Below are 13,688 nucleotides of genomic sequence, written 5' to 3'. Positions count from 1 at the left end.
CAATCGATTTTGGCGGAGATTTAACTAAAGTTAACGATCGCACCTTGATAATTTAAAGTGCGATCGCATTTATCGAATCCTAAATTTTTGCTTCTTCTCTAACCAACTTCTCCCAACCCAAATCTTTAAGATTATTGTTGCGACGCAAAGGACGAGTTACCAATTCTAAAATGTCCCGCGAATTAGTAAAGCCGTGAATTTGAGCAAAGGTAAATTCTACCGACCACTTGGTATTAATCCCTCGCGCTTCTAGCGGATTTGCGTGAGCCATCCCTGTAATTACCAAATCTGGGCGAGTTTCTTGAATGCGCTGAATTTGGTTGTAATTGTCTGGCTTTTCAATAATTCTCGGCAAAGGTACGCCCATTTCTTTACAAGTATTCTCTAACAGCGTCAATTCTGCCGCTTGAAAACGCTTATCCATGTACGGGATGCCAATTTCGGGTACAGTCATCCCACAGCGTACCAAAAACCGCGCTAAGGATATTTCTAGCAAGTTGTCGCCCATAAAAAAGACCGACTTACCGCGAATTAGCTGCAAATAATCTTCCATACTTGCCCAAATTTGCGCCTCCCGCTCATCTAAACCTTTAGGCGTAATTCCTAGCACCGAGCAGATTTTTTCAATCCAAGCGCGAGTTCCATCGGGCCCAATCGGAAAAGGCGAACCAATTAACTTACATTTACGCCGACGCATCAAAGTTGTGGCGGTGCGGCTAAGAAAGGGGTTGACACCAGAGACATAATACCCTTCTTCAATAACAGGTAATTCGGTGTAACGCTTAGAAGGTAGCCAACCGGATACTTTAATGCCTTGCTTTTTGAGTTCCAGTGTTAGCTGCGTAACTACAGGGTCGGGTAAAGAACCAAATAAAACTAATGGTGTATGTTTGACATACTCCGATTCATCGGCGGCGACATCTTCCTTCTTTTTACCAAAATTAAGCAATGAGGCGATCGCATTGCGTTCTTTTTTCTCAGATTCTACTACCGATACTTTTTCAGGACAACGGGCTGCCATTGCTGCAAGTACCGTATCTTCTCCTTGAGTAAAGGCATAATCTAAGCCATTAGCACGGGCTGTAACAATGGGGATGCCAATTTCTGACTCTAATCTTGGTGCTAACCCTTCCAAATCCATCTTAATAATCTCAGTCGTGCAAGTCCCAATCCAAACAATTACGCTAGGATTGCGATCGCGCTTAATTTGCAAACATAACCGTTTTAGTTCTTCATAATCGTTTAATTGGGCGGAAATATCTCCTTCCTCTAATTCCGCCATTGCATAACGGGGTTCAGCAAAAATCATTACCCCCATAGCGTTTTGGAGGAAATAGCCACAAGTTTTTGTCCCAATTACCAAGAAAAAACTATCTTCAATTTTTTGGTAAAGCCAAGCTACGCAACTAATCGGGCAAAAAGTATGATAGTTACCAGTTTCGCATTCAAAGGTTAAAGCTTCAGTTTGAGCTACGGTCATAAATTTAGTATTCTCCCCTGTAATTTTTAAGGAATAGGTAAAATTTCAGTTTTTAAGGGTACAGCAATTGGTTATTAAAGCAAAAAATCTTTCGCTTTTTTCAAGTCATCCTCGGTTAATAGTTGGGAAATAGACCAGAAATATCTTGCTCTTGAATTTGTTGTTCCTCTGCGGTGAAATCGCTGCTGGATGTAAGTTCAACGCCCATTACTTCCTCTCCTCCACCCGAAAATAGATCATCATCAGAAAAATTTACAACTACAGAATTATTATCTAAAGTTTCTGCTTCTATTTCGTCAAAGACAATTTCATCTAGAGAGGTGATTGTAAAGGCGGCTTGTTCTTGCTTCGAGACAGAAACACCATCTTCCATGCTTTCCGCTTCATCAACAAATACTACAAACTCATCATCAAGATTAATTTGCAACAAATCATCTACTTCAATTTGTCGTTTTTTTTCCTCAATGGTGGCTTGAGTAGAGTTACCTAACATCAAACCTGGATCGAAATTTAACTCTAATACATCAATTAAAGTATCTACATTCAGGTTCAGTTTTGAGAAAGGTAACATCCATTCTTGTAGCTGCGGTTCTAGCGCATTAATTACGCCTAGGATGAGGTAAGACGGGGGACGCTTGCCACCGTCAGGAGTAGCAACGCTAGAATGCAAGCTAATCCAGGAGCGATTGCTTTGAAAATATTGCAACCACTTCTGTTTTAACGAGTTTTTTAGGCTACCAAAAAAAGCCATTGGTTCTAATCCCCATCCTCCAAACTAGACCGATTAAACCATCATCAAATCTAGTTTTTCTTCTTTATTAGCGGCGGGAGTTACGGGATTGAGGTAGAAATCAGACAGCAAAGAGAACAATTCGCGGTCTGGAGCATCATTAGGTACAACACCTTCTGGTCTGGCTAAAATTTGATCGGCAATACTCAAGTAGTAATCGCACACATAGTTTAGCGAGGGGTCTGTTTCTGCCATTTCAAACAAAGTCTTACCTTTAACGCGAGATACACGGATGTCCTCAATTAAGGGCAATACTTCCAATACTGGCATGGGTACAGCTTCGATATACTTCTCAATTAAATCGCGTTTAGAAGTACGGTTGCCAATTAGTCCGGCTAGGCGCAAAGGATGGGTACGCGCCTTTTCTCTTACCGAAGCAGCAATTCGGTTAGCGGCAAATAAAGCATCAAACCCATTGTCTGTAACGATTAGGCAATAGTCGGCGTAATTTAAGGGTGCAGCAAAACCACCACATACTACGTCACCTAAAACATCAAACAAAATAATATCGTACTCATCAAAGGCGTTGAGTTCTTTGAGCAATTTTACAGTTTCTCCCACCACGTAGCCACCGCAACCAGCACCCGCCGGAGGCCCACCAGCTTCTACGCAATCTACGCCGCCGTAGCCTTTATAGATGACATCTTCAGCCCAGACATCTTCGTAATGATAATCTTTTTCTTGAAGCGTATCGATAATTGTGGGAATTAAAAACCCAGTCAAAGTAAAAGTGCTGTCGTGCTTGGGGTCGCAGCCAATTTGTAATACTTTCTTGCCACGCTTGGCTAAGGCAACAGAGATGTTACAGCTAGTTGTAGATTTGCCGATGCCACCTTTTCCGTAAACTGCAAGTTTCACTTAATTTTCGGCTCCTATCGTTGTTTATCAAAGTGCTAGTTGTAAAAATCTATCTACTAGCGCGTTGGTCTTTTATGTTTTTGGTCTTTGATTGAATTATTGTTCAACTCTGGCGCAAAAGAAAGGGGGTTGAAACATAAGTATAAGCTTAAACCAAATTTAAAAGCTTTATTTAAGAGCTAACTAAAATAAAAAAGCTCAAAAAACTCTGTCAACCCTCAATAAAGACGTAAATACAATTTTAATGACTGCATTTTATAAAATAAGTAACAAAAAACAAAAACAAATAAACCCTGAAAGCTGTAAGGAAAGAGAGCTAAAAAGTCGCGCTTAAACTCACCAAGACCTAGTTATCTGAAGCCCAAGCTAGTGTAAACAGCCGCTCATGCGGTATTTGCTGGGACAATAGATAGTTTTGACTAGAGTTTGCAGCTACTTAGAGGACAAGATCGAGGGGAACTTGGCTACTTATGTTAAAAATAATAAATTTTGCCTAAATAGCTGTATTTCTAGGAAACATAACCTTCAACTTCTGCTATTTCTTGTAGAGACTGCCAACCAGATTGCCATTGAGAAGTATTTTTAAGCAATTTAGCATTGACCCAAAAACGCACAAGAGGATCGCAAGCTGCTACCATTTCGGCAAAAACCCATTTGCCTTGATTTTTGCGGTTGACAACTTGAAAGTGTCGCCAGCCATCTATTTTTTGCTGTGCTGTCCATTTTGAGCCAACTAAATAGGGAAATTTTTGTTTCTTTTGCATAATTAATTTGGGTAATGGGTAATTGGTGATTGGTAATTGGTAATTGGCAATTCCCAATGCGGTATGAAGGAGGAGACAAAATTGCAGTAGAAAAATCATCATACTTTCAGCAATGCCTTAATTTGTAGTTATCTAAGGCTTTTAGCTGGGTAGCGGCGGTAAGGTAGTTGCTACTTCTTACCATCAGGGCATCTAGATTCTAAGCACCGTACTGAATGCGGTAAATCCGACCGTTGGCTTCTTCCGTAACCAATAAACTACCATCTGGTAACACCAATAAACCCACTGGTCGCCCCCAAGTAGTAGGCTGGGAAGGATCGAGCAAAAATCCGGTTAAAAAGTCTTCGTAGTAACCTTGGGGTCGCCCGTTATTAAAGGGAACAAACACAACTTTGTAACCTGTGGCGCGATCACGGTTCCAAGAGCCACGAAAGGCTGCAAAGGCTCCATTACGGTATTTTTGCGGAAAAGTTTGGCGATCGTAAAATTGCATCCCTAAAGCGGCAGAATGAGCCTGAAATAGCACGTCTGGGGTCTTGGTACTACGAGCTAAATTGGGGCGTTTGCTCACGCCATTAACTACTTGCCGAGGATCGAGATTATTAGGCGCAAGGTAAGCATAGGGCCAGCCGTAAAACTGCCCCTGTTGCAGGCGTGTAAAGTAGTCGGGGACTAAATCATCGCCCAGGGCATCCCGTTCGTTGACGGTGACGTACAGTTCCCCGGTTTGGGGGTGAAAGTCTAAACCGATGGGATTGCGTAAACCCGAAGCAAAGGTTTGACGATTTGAACCGTCTAAGTTCATTACCTGTACAGAAGCGCGGGGTAAGGGTTCTTCCTCAGCATTCGACTCAGAACCAATAGAGACGTACAACTTTTTGCCACTGGGATCGGCTACTACATTGCGCGTCCAGTGTTGGTTGTAGCCGCCGCCAGGAAGATCGGTAATTTTTTGACCATTGCCACTAATTTGTTGTTGTCCTTGCTTGTAAGGAAAGCGCAATACAGCGTCAGTATTGCCCAAAAAGAAAGAATTAGCAGCGAAAGTCATTCCAAAAGGTATGTTTACTCCGTTTTGAGCCGTAGCAAAGGTTTTATTAGTATCGGCGACCCCATCGCCATTAGTATCGCTTAGTAACCGAATGCGGTTTTGCCTAGTTTCTGTTACTAAAACTTCGCCACTAGGCGTTAAAGCCAGCCATCGGGGGCGATCAAGGTTTTCGGCAAATACACTAACTGTGAAGCCTTGGGGAACTTGCAGAGTTGGATTTTGCGGGATGGGGATAACGTTAGGAGATTTGGAGGCGCTATCGGTGGCAAAGGGTTTGGGTAAACTAGCAACGTTCAGGCGAATAGGTGCGGGGGATAGAGTTTGAGTTTTTATTAGCTTTTTAGACTGATTAGGACTTGCAGCTATAGGGGTAGAAGTGTTGGGAGTAGGTTCTTTAGCGCCTGTAGAATTACAAGCGGCGGTGGTGGGGATAAGTAACAGTAGTAGCAATAGGCGGAAATTCATGTTTTTAAGTTAAATTAACCTATCTCTAGGTTAGTAAATAGCTGTAGGAAGTTACACAGGCGAAGCCCTGCGTGCGCGCTTGCGCTATCGCACGTCATCGGGCGCTAATGCAGCAAAGGCTACGGGTTACGGGTGCGATCGCTCAATTATTGCTGACAGAACAACTTAAAAACCCTGGTGTATGGACAGTATAAGCCTTACCAACAGATTTATTTGAGCAAATAGCCAGTCGTGGCTTAACTATTCATCAAGAATAGTTGCAATAAAGCTGTGAATATATCCTGCGGCAGAAGGCACGGGTTGAGCCGTAAAAGTAGGATGCGTCTGTTACTGGTAGATAGGGATCGTTCTATGCAAAGCTTATTAAAAGCACTAGCTCAAAAAGCTGTCGTTTTGGGGTTGATGTTATTAATTGTTTTTTCAAGTTTAAATATATTTGTGGCTCCTAGCTACGCCATAACTGCGTCTAGAGACAAACTGACAAGTCAAGATAAAATTGACCGTGCTTATCAATATAGAGAAGGTGCAGGAATTTTAGAAGAAGAAAAGCAAGCATCTGCGAGTGCAAAGCAAATTTTTAAACCCGAAGATAAAGCTAATATCGAAAGTGTCAAGGCTTCCCAAGCTACTGATTCGGAAAAGAGTTTAGTAGAGCAAGGCAAAGACTTACTAGAAAAGGTAACAGGTAAGTAAAAACAATTTATGGCAAGAGACGTTTGGCTAAACGTCTCTACCAGCGTATTAAAGTATAAACCTACCCACTATAAATCAACTTCTTGTAGTACAGACAAGATGCCTGTACTAATTAGAGTATGGAGTAGGAATATTTAATATGAAGCCAAAGATTATTGTCCTTGATGACGATCCTACAGGTTCGCAAACAGTCCACAGTTGCTTGCTACTAACGGTTTGGGATATCGATACTCTGCGTTTGGGTTTAACTGACGAGTCGCCAATATTCTTTATTTTAACTAATACTCGCAGTCTTCCCCCAGAGCAAGCCGCCCAAGTAACTAGAGAAGTTTGCCAAAATTTAAAAAGTGCGATCGCATCACTAAATATCCAAGACTATTTGATTGTCAGTCGCTCTGATTCTACTTTGCGCGGACATTACCCGATTGAAACCGATGTAATTGCTGAAGAATTAGGAGGAGTGGACGCTCATTTCCTTGTCCCAGCTTTCTTTGAAGGCGGACGAATTACTCTTGATAGCGTCCATTATCTAATTGTTGATAACGTACCTATACCCGTCCATGAAACAGAGTTTGCCCGTGATTCGGTATTTAGTTACAGTTATAGTTATTTACCCGATTACGTCGCCGAAAAAACTCAAGGGCGCATTATAGCTAATACAGTAGAACGGTTTTTACTTGCAGATATTCGTACAGGGTTTGATATTACAGGTAAGATATCCACTTTAGATCGATTGCTGAAACTTACAGATAATAAGTGTGTTGTTGTCGATGGCGAAGTTCAAGGGGATCTAAATATCTTTGCTAAAGAAGTCCTCGCCGCCGCAAGTTGTGGTAAGCGGTTTTTGTTTCGCAGCGCCGCTAGTATTTTAACGGCTTTAGCTGATTTGCCGCCCCAAAGCGTACCCGCCGAGGAGATGTCGCAGTACGTGCGAAAGGGTACAGGGGCGTTTATAGTGGGTTCTCACGTCAAAAAAACTACCGAACAATTAGAAGCATTACTTAAAGAAACTGGTATAGTCGGCATTGAAATAGATGTTGCTCAATTGCTCGATAATTCAGCAGCGCAGTCCTTACTTACTCAAACTTTAAAACAAATCCAAACCGTACACGCAGAAAATAAAACTCCTGTAGTTTATACCAGTCGTCAAGAATTAGCCTTTGCTGACGTACAGGCGCGCCTACAGTTTGGCGCTGATGTTTCTGCTTTGCTTATGGATATTGTACGCGGTTTGCCTAGAGATATTGGCTTTTTGGTTAGTAAAGGCGGGATTACTTCTAATGATGTCTTGAGTACAGGTTTAGCTCTAACTTCGGCGCGACTATTAGGTCAAATTTTAGCTGGCTGCTCAATGGTAGTCACTCCTGACAATCATCCGCAGTTTCCTAATTTACCTATAGTATTATTTCCGGGAAACGTGGGCGATACCGATGCTTTGGTGACAATTTACCATCGGTTAATGGGTAAAAAATAGCGGCTAAGAGACGCTGCATTGCAACGTCTCTACACCTATATCATTACTTCTGTGGCGATTGGGCTACAGAATTATTAGCTAGAATTGCGATCGCTCTTGTATATTGAGGATCGTTTTTAGTTCCTATTAAAGTAGGATTAGTGCCTAAAGTTTGGGCTTGAGCTTCAGTAAGGTCAATTTTGATATCTGGGGTAATTCCCTTGTGGCTGATATCTGTACCTTTAGGTGTATAGTAGTGAGCGATAGTTACAGCTATGCCCGAACCATCAGAAAGCGAATGTACCGATTGAACTAAGGCTTTACCAAAAGTTTGACTACCGACAATAATTGCGCGATTGTTGTCTTGCAACGCTCCAGCCAAAATCTCACTAGCACTTGCAGAATTGCCATCTACTAATACTGCTAAAGGCAACTTAGTTAGAGATGTACGATTTGCTGAGGGTTGTTCGCTGCCACCATCACGATCTACAGTACGGACAATTGCCCCGCTATCTAGCCACATCCGGGCAATTTCGATACTTGAATTGAGTAAGCCGCCGGGATTGCCACGTAAATCTAAAACGTAAGCATCAACTTGCTGACTATCTAACTCTTTAATCGCTCGTTGCATTTGCTCGGAAGCGTGAGAGCTAAATTCTCTTAAGCTGATGTAACCTACTTTCCGCTTACCTTCTTGCTTGAGGGTATAACGCACTGTAGGCACTTCAATCGTGGCGCGTGTCAGCTTAAGATCGAAAGCTTGTTTGCCAGAGCGACCAATTTTTAAAGTAATCAGCGTCCCAGCTTTACCGCGAATTAAACTAGAAGCTGCTTGAACATCTAGCCCTTTAGTTGGTTTGCCGTTGATAGCTAAAATCTCATCGCCGGACTTAATGCCTGCTTTGAGTGCTGGGGAAGATGCGATCGCTTCTACTACTGTCAGCCGATTAGTTTTTTCGTTTAGCTCTAAACGGATACCTACCCCAGAAAGTTCGCCAGAGGTTTGGTCAGTTAGCGCTGCGTAGGCTTCGGGATCGAGGAAGCGTGTATAGGGGTCGTTTAGTTTTTCTAAAGCCTGCTTAACTGCCGCGTAAGCTTGTTGGCGGGACGTATAGTTACGGCTTAACAAGTCTTGACGAACAGCTTGCCAGTTAGTTTTATTAAATGTGCCATCTACATATTCGCTATTGACAAGTTGCCAGACTTCATCAACTAATATTTTAGGGTTGTTGTCTCGCAAGGAAGTCCGCAGAGAATTACTCCAAACTGGAGCATATACAGATAAAGTAGCCGTAGTTGCGATCGCTCCGCTAAACAAAGCGATTGTGAGTGGTGAGAAGCGTCTTGATGGTTGGTGCATTGAAATTCGCGCTTTTTTTGGAGGAAAGGATGTGGAAAGCCGATTCACCCAGGCATTAATTACCACTACTTTTGTCGTGGTATTTGTATCGAATATACACCCGACTAGCGGTTTGGTGGGGAAAAGAAGTGTTAAAGCTCTATTCTAACAATGAGATTATTACTACCATAATCGAACTATTTGAATTTGGTGGGGGTGATTTTCAGCCAGTTTTGTTAGTGTCCTAAGTAAATACACTGCAAACATAGACAATTTCCGAAATCTTAAGCTTTATTTACTTTTAGCCAAGCAAAGATTTGGGAAGCGGTAAGTTTTAAATTAACTTCTGGTAATGTGGGAATTGGGACTCCGCCTCTGTAAATATTAGGTTCTTGTTGGGCAGCAAAAGTCAAGATAGAGCGATCATCTGGATCTACAAGCCACCCTAATTTGCAACCATAATGCAGGCAATGGAGGATGTTATCGATTACACGAGTTGCTTTTTGGTCAGGTGAAAGAATTTCGATTGCCCAGTCAGGAGCTTCTAAAAAATTATCTTCTGGTTCGCCCTTATCATTAACTTGTACACGATTCCAGGCAATTACGAAGATATCGGGGACAACAGAGCGTTCAGCAAAAGTACATCGTAATTCAGGTAATGCGGTGTAGTTGTCGCTACTCGTATCAATGGTAATTAATAGCTGCTTTTGCAAAACAGAGTGTCGGAATTTAGGCATTGGCTTTTGAATTGCCACCCCCTCAGCATACTCCCATGCTGGAGACTCATCTAAATATGGCAGCTTTAGAAATTCATCAAGGGCAATTTTTTGAGTTAGTGCAGCACTCATTGTCTATCTTGGCGCTTAATTAGTCTTTAGTATAACGATAAGCATTTAGGGAATCTTATCGCTGATATAGGCAGCATCCTTAGAAAGAGAGCAATGTTACTCAATTCCTTAAACTAATAACCATTTTCCTGAGTGGTTGAGATTTGCCCAAACTTTGAGAGGTTGGTTATCGGTACATATTTATAGTTGCTCGTTTATGTACGATTTCTTCGCTACCTAAACGATTATTCAAGCCGGGGATAGGATTTGACTCAACACCGTTGTTTGTATTCAGTGCTACAAACTTTATTAATCTTTTTTATCTTTAGATAGATTACTGAATATATCATAACTATCTTTAAGAGGAAGATATTAAATTCAGTCTATTTATAATTTAAGAGCAGAACCTAAGCTATGCGATCGCAAAATTCCTATGTTTAACATTGGCGACTATGTATTTAATCAAAATACGGGTAATTTAGGAAAAGTCATTGGTTACGGGCATCAGATGGTTAACACTGCTTATATGCCAACTGTCAAAGTGCTGGTAGATTTTGCTACGAATTCTTGTAGAAGAGGATTTGTAGAAGAAGATTTGCTTACAGTATGGATTCCTTGGGAAGAAGCTCAAAGGATGCAAATAAAAAATCACTACGTCAATTGAAGCATAAGGGACTATTTTTTACTTTGTTTTGTGTATTGCTTACTACAACTAATTTTATTTATTGCTAATACTTAAGACTCATAGGTCAAGAGTTTATCCTAATGATATAGAAAGAGGAAACTTTAAAGATAGTTTGTTAAATTGATTCTTACTTTAGATTGTAGGACTAAGTTTATGTCTCAGAGTCAATCGTCGGAATTATCTCCAGAAATTAAACAACTTCCCGAACACGCTCAACAAATGTTTCTGGCTGCTTTTAATAGCGCGAAAGAAGATGGTATGAGCGAACAAGCTGCTCTTAGTGTGGGATGGAATAGTCTTAAAGACAACTATGAACAAACTAACACTGGTGAATGGAAGCTAAAGCCAGAAGATACTAATATTCACAATAAATCTGTTCAATCTGGTGGCAACTAATCTTTATTACCAAGTGCCAACCTAGTCTATAAACTTTTAGTTTAGAAGGAGAGCTATCTTGTTAAATAGCTCTTTTTTTGTTTATAAACTTGAAAAATATTAGCTAGATGCAGTTAAACTTATTAGCCATATTTAAACTTATTAAAGTTTTTTATATAGTAACTATTACATATTTACTAAATTTCTCTCTCCCGTGGAAGATGCATCACTAAAAAAACTTTGGTATGCTTCTCATCATACCAAAACTTAGTCATACCTAACTGCTAGAAAAAGTTTATAAGTAGATTTTAGTAGTATTCTCTACTATAGCGATATAACTCTACCTGCTTAATTTTCAGGCATTTTTTTGCTGTTCTTGCATCAATACACTAAAAATTTGGTTATAGAATCCTAAAATTTTGTTGACAAAATTTTAGGAAAACCTCGTCAAAGTTAAATCGACAAATAACTGGTTAAGACAAACTATGCCGCGACAGAAAACAGAAATAAACAATAACGGTGGTAACAAAGTGGGGACAGCAAAAGTTCAGGAAGATTGCCTAGTTGCCATATCTGAATCATCCCAAACATCCGCCTTTAAGCAAGAAAATCAAGCAAGAAAAACTCTTACAACTGCGCCAGATTTAGTTTGTTTATCTCATTTGCGGTGGAATTTTGTTTTCCAAAGACCTCAACATTTACTTAGCCGATGCGCTCAAGGAAGGCGAGTATTTTTTATTGAAGAACCGATATTGAGCAACGAGCCAGTAGGACGACTTGATATTAGTTCTCACGAGAGCGGAGTAGTGGTAATAGTGCCACATTTGCCGGAAGCTTTGAGTGTTGAAGAAGTTGCCAGCGCCCAAAAGTTACTAATTGATGAATTATTTGCCCAGTACCAAATTGAGCAGTATATCTGCTGGTACTATACGCCGATGGCTTTAGCTTTTACGGGGCATTTGCAACCTTTGGCAATTGTGTACGATTGCATGGATGAATTATCGGCTTTTAAAGGCGCATCGCCTACTCTTAAAAACAATGAAGCCCAGTTGTTTCGCCGTGCAGACTTAGTATTTACAGGGGGGCAAAGTCTATATGAAGCCAAACGAGACTGTCATCCCAACGTTTACTCGTTTCCTAGCAGTGTAGATGTAGCTCACTTTGCCCAAGCAAGAAATGTGAGTCAAGAACCAGCAGATCAAGCAAACATTCCGTATCCGCGCTTAGGATTTTATGGAGTAATAGACGAGCGGATGGATCTGGAACTATTAGCTGGAATTGCCGCCGCTAGACCGGATGTGCACTTGGTAATGATTGGGCCAGTAGTAAAAATTGACAGTGCAATGTTACCCCAAGGCGAGAATATTCATTATCTCGGTAGCAAAGACTATCAAGAGCTACCAGCTTATTTAGCGGGGTGGGACGTGGCTATGCTACCCTTTGCTCGTAATGAGTCAACCCGGTTTATTAGTCCAACTAAAACTCCTGAGTATTTAGCCGCAGGTAAGCCTGTAGTATCTACTTCAATTCGTGACGTAGTGCGTCCTTATGGGCAAGAGAACTTAGTAGAGATTGCCGATAATGTTAGCGATTTTGTGGCGGCGATAGAAAAGCTATTAAAAGAAGACTTGACAGCATCGGGGTGGCGATCGCGCGTTGATACTTTTTTAGAACAGATTTCTTGGGATCGCAGTTGGGCAGCAATGATGCAACTGATAGAATCGTCTTTAGCAACGCGCGAACCAGATAAGACTCATTCGCCCACAATTGAGCCGCCCAGCATTATTACTAGAGAATATTTGTTTGATTATCTGATAGTAGGAGCGGGTTTTTCGGGCAGTGTACTTGCCGAAAGGTTAGCAAATCAGTTGGGGAAAAAAGTGCTAATTGTTGATAAGCGATCGCACATCGGTGGCAATGCTTACGACCATTACGACAATGCAGGCATTCTCGTTCACAAGTACGGACCCCACATCTTTCATACCAATAGCCGCGAAGTCTTTGAACACTTATCGCAATTTACGCAGTGGCGCAGTTACGAGCATCGCGTTTTAGCTAGTGTAGACGGTCAACTCGTACCAATTCCGATTAATCTCGACACAATTAATAAGCTCTACGGGCTATCGCTCAATTCATTTCAAGTTGAGGAATTTTTTGCATCTGTAGCTGAACATAAAGAACAAATCCTAACTTCCGAGGATGTTGTCGTTAGCAAAGTGGGTAGGGAATTATACGAAAAATTCTTTCGCAACTACACGCGCAAGCAATGGGGCTTAGATCCATCAGAATTAGATAGATCGGTAACTGCGCGCGTTCCTACTCGCACCAACCGAGACGATCGCTATTTTACCGATACTTACCAAGCAATGCCTTTGCATGGTTATACGCGGATGTTTGAGAATATGTTGTCGCACCCGAATATCAAAATTATGCTCAATACCGATTATCGGGAGATTGAGAAGGCTATTCCTTGTCGGGAAACGATTTATTCAGGGCCCGTTGATGAGTTTTTTGATTTTCGCTACGGCAAGTTGCCCTATCGTTCGCTGGAGTTCAAACACGAAACCCACAATACTGCTGTTCATCAATCAGCGCCAGTAATTAACTATCCCAATGAACAACTTTATACTCGCATCACCGAGTTCAAATACTTGACAGGACAAGAACACAACAAAACCAGCATTGTTTACGAGTTTCCCCGCGAGGAAGGCGATCCTTACTATCCTGTACCGCGTCCTGAGAATGCGGAAGTTTACAAAAAATACAAAGCTTTAGCTGATGACACTGCTAACGTGCATTTTGTCGGCAGGCTGGCAACTTACAAGTATTACAACATGGATCAAGTTGTCGCTCAAGCTTTGACGGTTTACAAGCAAATCAGTAGCAAGGTAGTAGGGCGTTAGAGAGA

General features: G+C 41.4%; 13 protein-coding genes. 6 read left to right on the top strand and 7 right to left on the bottom strand.

Annotated features, from left to right (window positions below; genetic code table 11):
• Positions 1 to 79 precede the first annotated feature (79 nt).
• The 5 genes from C7B70_RS10355 to C7B70_RS10335 form a co-directional block, all read right to left on the bottom strand.
• Positions 80 to 1,480, bottom strand: coding sequence for a ferredoxin:protochlorophyllide reductase (ATP-dependent) subunit N (locus tag C7B70_RS10355; protein WP_106368968.1), 1,401 nt, complete (start codon positions 1,478 to 1,480; stop codon positions 80 to 82).
• A 115-nt stretch (positions 1,481 to 1,595) separates the two neighbouring features.
• On the bottom strand, positions 1,596 to 2,231 hold the full coding sequence (locus C7B70_RS26315) for a DUF5331 domain-containing protein (RefSeq protein WP_158260481.1): 636 nt from the start codon (positions 2,229 to 2,231) through the stop codon (positions 1,596 to 1,598).
• Positions 2,232 to 2,264: 33 nt separating this feature from the next.
• Entirely contained in the window at positions 2,265 to 3,128 is an 864-nt protein-coding gene (bchL, locus tag C7B70_RS10345) for a ferredoxin:protochlorophyllide reductase (ATP-dependent) iron-sulfur ATP-binding protein (RefSeq protein WP_106368967.1), read from the bottom strand.
• A gap of 509 nt (positions 3,129 to 3,637) precedes the next feature.
• The gene (locus tag C7B70_RS10340; RefSeq protein WP_106369026.1) at positions 3,638 to 3,892 is read right to left on the bottom strand and encodes a TIGR02450 family Trp-rich protein; all 255 of its coding nucleotides are present in this window, start codon (positions 3,890 to 3,892) and stop codon (positions 3,638 to 3,640) included.
• Between the two features lie 199 nt (positions 3,893 to 4,091).
• Positions 4,092 to 5,408 carry a sorbosone dehydrogenase family protein gene (locus tag C7B70_RS10335; protein ID WP_106368966.1) on the bottom strand — a complete coding sequence of 439 codons (1,317 nt, stop codon included), beginning with the start codon at positions 5,406 to 5,408 and terminating at the stop codon, positions 4,092 to 4,094.
• 71 nt (positions 5,409 to 5,479) lie between these two features.
• Here C7B70_RS10335 and C7B70_RS28310 point away from each other — a divergent pair, with 71 nt between their 5' ends.
• The 3 genes from C7B70_RS28310 (at position 5,480) to C7B70_RS10325 (ending at position 7,575) form a co-directional block, all read left to right on the top strand.
• Complete coding sequence (locus C7B70_RS28310; RefSeq protein WP_255409325.1) at positions 5,480 to 5,602, top strand: hypothetical protein; 123 nt, start codon at positions 5,480 to 5,482, stop codon at positions 5,600 to 5,602.
• A gap of 157 nt (positions 5,603 to 5,759) precedes the next feature.
• Positions 5,760 to 6,101, top strand: a complete 342-nt coding sequence (locus C7B70_RS10330; protein WP_146134028.1) for a hypothetical protein — start codon at positions 5,760 to 5,762, stop codon at positions 6,099 to 6,101.
• Positions 6,102 to 6,240: 139 nt separating this feature from the next.
• Positions 6,241 to 7,575, top strand: coding sequence for a four-carbon acid sugar kinase family protein (locus C7B70_RS10325; protein WP_106368964.1), 1,335 nt, complete (start codon positions 6,241 to 6,243; stop codon positions 7,573 to 7,575).
• 43 nt (positions 7,576 to 7,618) lie between these two features.
• Here the strand turns inward: C7B70_RS10325 and ctpB are convergent, their stop codons facing one another.
• Both ctpB and C7B70_RS10315 read right to left on the bottom strand, forming a co-directional pair.
• Positions 7,619 to 8,914: a carboxyl-terminal processing protease CtpB gene (gene ctpB / locus C7B70_RS10320; RefSeq protein ID WP_106368963.1), complete on the bottom strand. Its 1,296-nt coding sequence runs from the start codon at positions 8,912 to 8,914 to the stop codon at positions 7,619 to 7,621.
• Between the two features lie 263 nt (positions 8,915 to 9,177).
• Complete coding sequence (locus tag C7B70_RS10315) at positions 9,178 to 9,741, bottom strand: Uma2 family endonuclease (RefSeq protein ID WP_106368962.1); 564 nt, start codon at positions 9,739 to 9,741, stop codon at positions 9,178 to 9,180.
• Between the two features lie 412 nt (positions 9,742 to 10,153).
• On the opposite strand from C7B70_RS10315, the gene C7B70_RS10310 reads away from it, so the two are divergent.
• From C7B70_RS10310 to glf, 3 genes are all read left to right on the top strand, one after another.
• Positions 10,154 to 10,384 carry a hypothetical protein gene (locus C7B70_RS10310; RefSeq protein ID WP_106368961.1) on the top strand — a complete coding sequence of 77 codons (231 nt, stop codon included), beginning with the start codon at positions 10,154 to 10,156 and terminating at the stop codon, positions 10,382 to 10,384.
• A 174-nt stretch (positions 10,385 to 10,558) separates the two neighbouring features.
• Positions 10,559 to 10,801: a ChaB family protein gene (locus C7B70_RS10305; protein ID WP_106369025.1), complete on the top strand. Its 243-nt coding sequence runs from the start codon at positions 10,559 to 10,561 to the stop codon at positions 10,799 to 10,801.
• A 464-nt stretch (positions 10,802 to 11,265) separates the two neighbouring features.
• Entirely contained in the window at positions 11,266 to 13,683 is a 2,418-nt protein-coding gene (gene glf, locus C7B70_RS10300) for a UDP-galactopyranose mutase (RefSeq protein WP_106368960.1), read from the top strand.
• The last annotated feature ends 5 nt before the right edge of the window (positions 13,684 to 13,688 follow it).

The sequence above is a fragment of the Chlorogloea sp. CCALA 695 genome (assembly GCF_003003885.1).
Lineage (GTDB): Bacteria > Cyanobacteriota > Cyanobacteriia > Cyanobacteriales > Chroococcidiopsidaceae > Aliterella.
This window is presented reverse-complemented; position numbering and strand designations above follow the sequence as displayed.

What these genes read in the sequence shown, in the direction of transcription:
- C7B70_RS10355 (WP_106368968.1), bottom strand. Translation starts at nt 1,480, where the DNA reads ATGACCGTAGCTCAAACTGAAGCTTTAACCTTTGAATGCGAAACTGGT.
- C7B70_RS26315 (WP_158260481.1), bottom strand. Translation starts at nt 2,231, where the DNA reads ATGGCTTTTTTTGGTAGCCTAAAAAACTCGTTAAAACAGAAGTGGTTG.
- C7B70_RS10340 (WP_106369026.1), bottom strand. Translation starts at nt 3,892, where the DNA reads ATGCAAAAGAAACAAAAATTTCCCTATTTAGTTGGCTCAAAATGGACA.
- C7B70_RS10335 (WP_106368966.1), bottom strand. Translation starts at nt 5,408, where the DNA reads ATGAATTTCCGCCTATTGCTACTACTGTTACTTATCCCCACCACCGCC.
- C7B70_RS10330 (WP_146134028.1), top strand. Translation starts at nt 5,760, where the DNA reads ATGCAAAGCTTATTAAAAGCACTAGCTCAAAAAGCTGTCGTTTTGGGG.
- C7B70_RS10325 (WP_106368964.1), top strand. Translation starts at nt 6,241, where the DNA reads ATGAAGCCAAAGATTATTGTCCTTGATGACGATCCTACAGGTTCGCAA.
- ctpB (WP_106368963.1), bottom strand. Translation starts at nt 8,914, where the DNA reads ATGCACCAACCATCAAGACGCTTCTCACCACTCACAATCGCTTTGTTT.
- C7B70_RS10315 (WP_106368962.1), bottom strand. Translation starts at nt 9,741, where the DNA reads ATGAGTGCTGCACTAACTCAAAAAATTGCCCTTGATGAATTTCTAAAG.
- C7B70_RS10310 (WP_106368961.1), top strand. Translation starts at nt 10,154, where the DNA reads ATGTTTAACATTGGCGACTATGTATTTAATCAAAATACGGGTAATTTA.
- C7B70_RS10305 (WP_106369025.1), top strand. Translation starts at nt 10,559, where the DNA reads ATGTCTCAGAGTCAATCGTCGGAATTATCTCCAGAAATTAAACAACTT.
- glf (WP_106368960.1), top strand. Translation starts at nt 11,266, where the DNA reads ATGCCGCGACAGAAAACAGAAATAAACAATAACGGTGGTAACAAAGTG.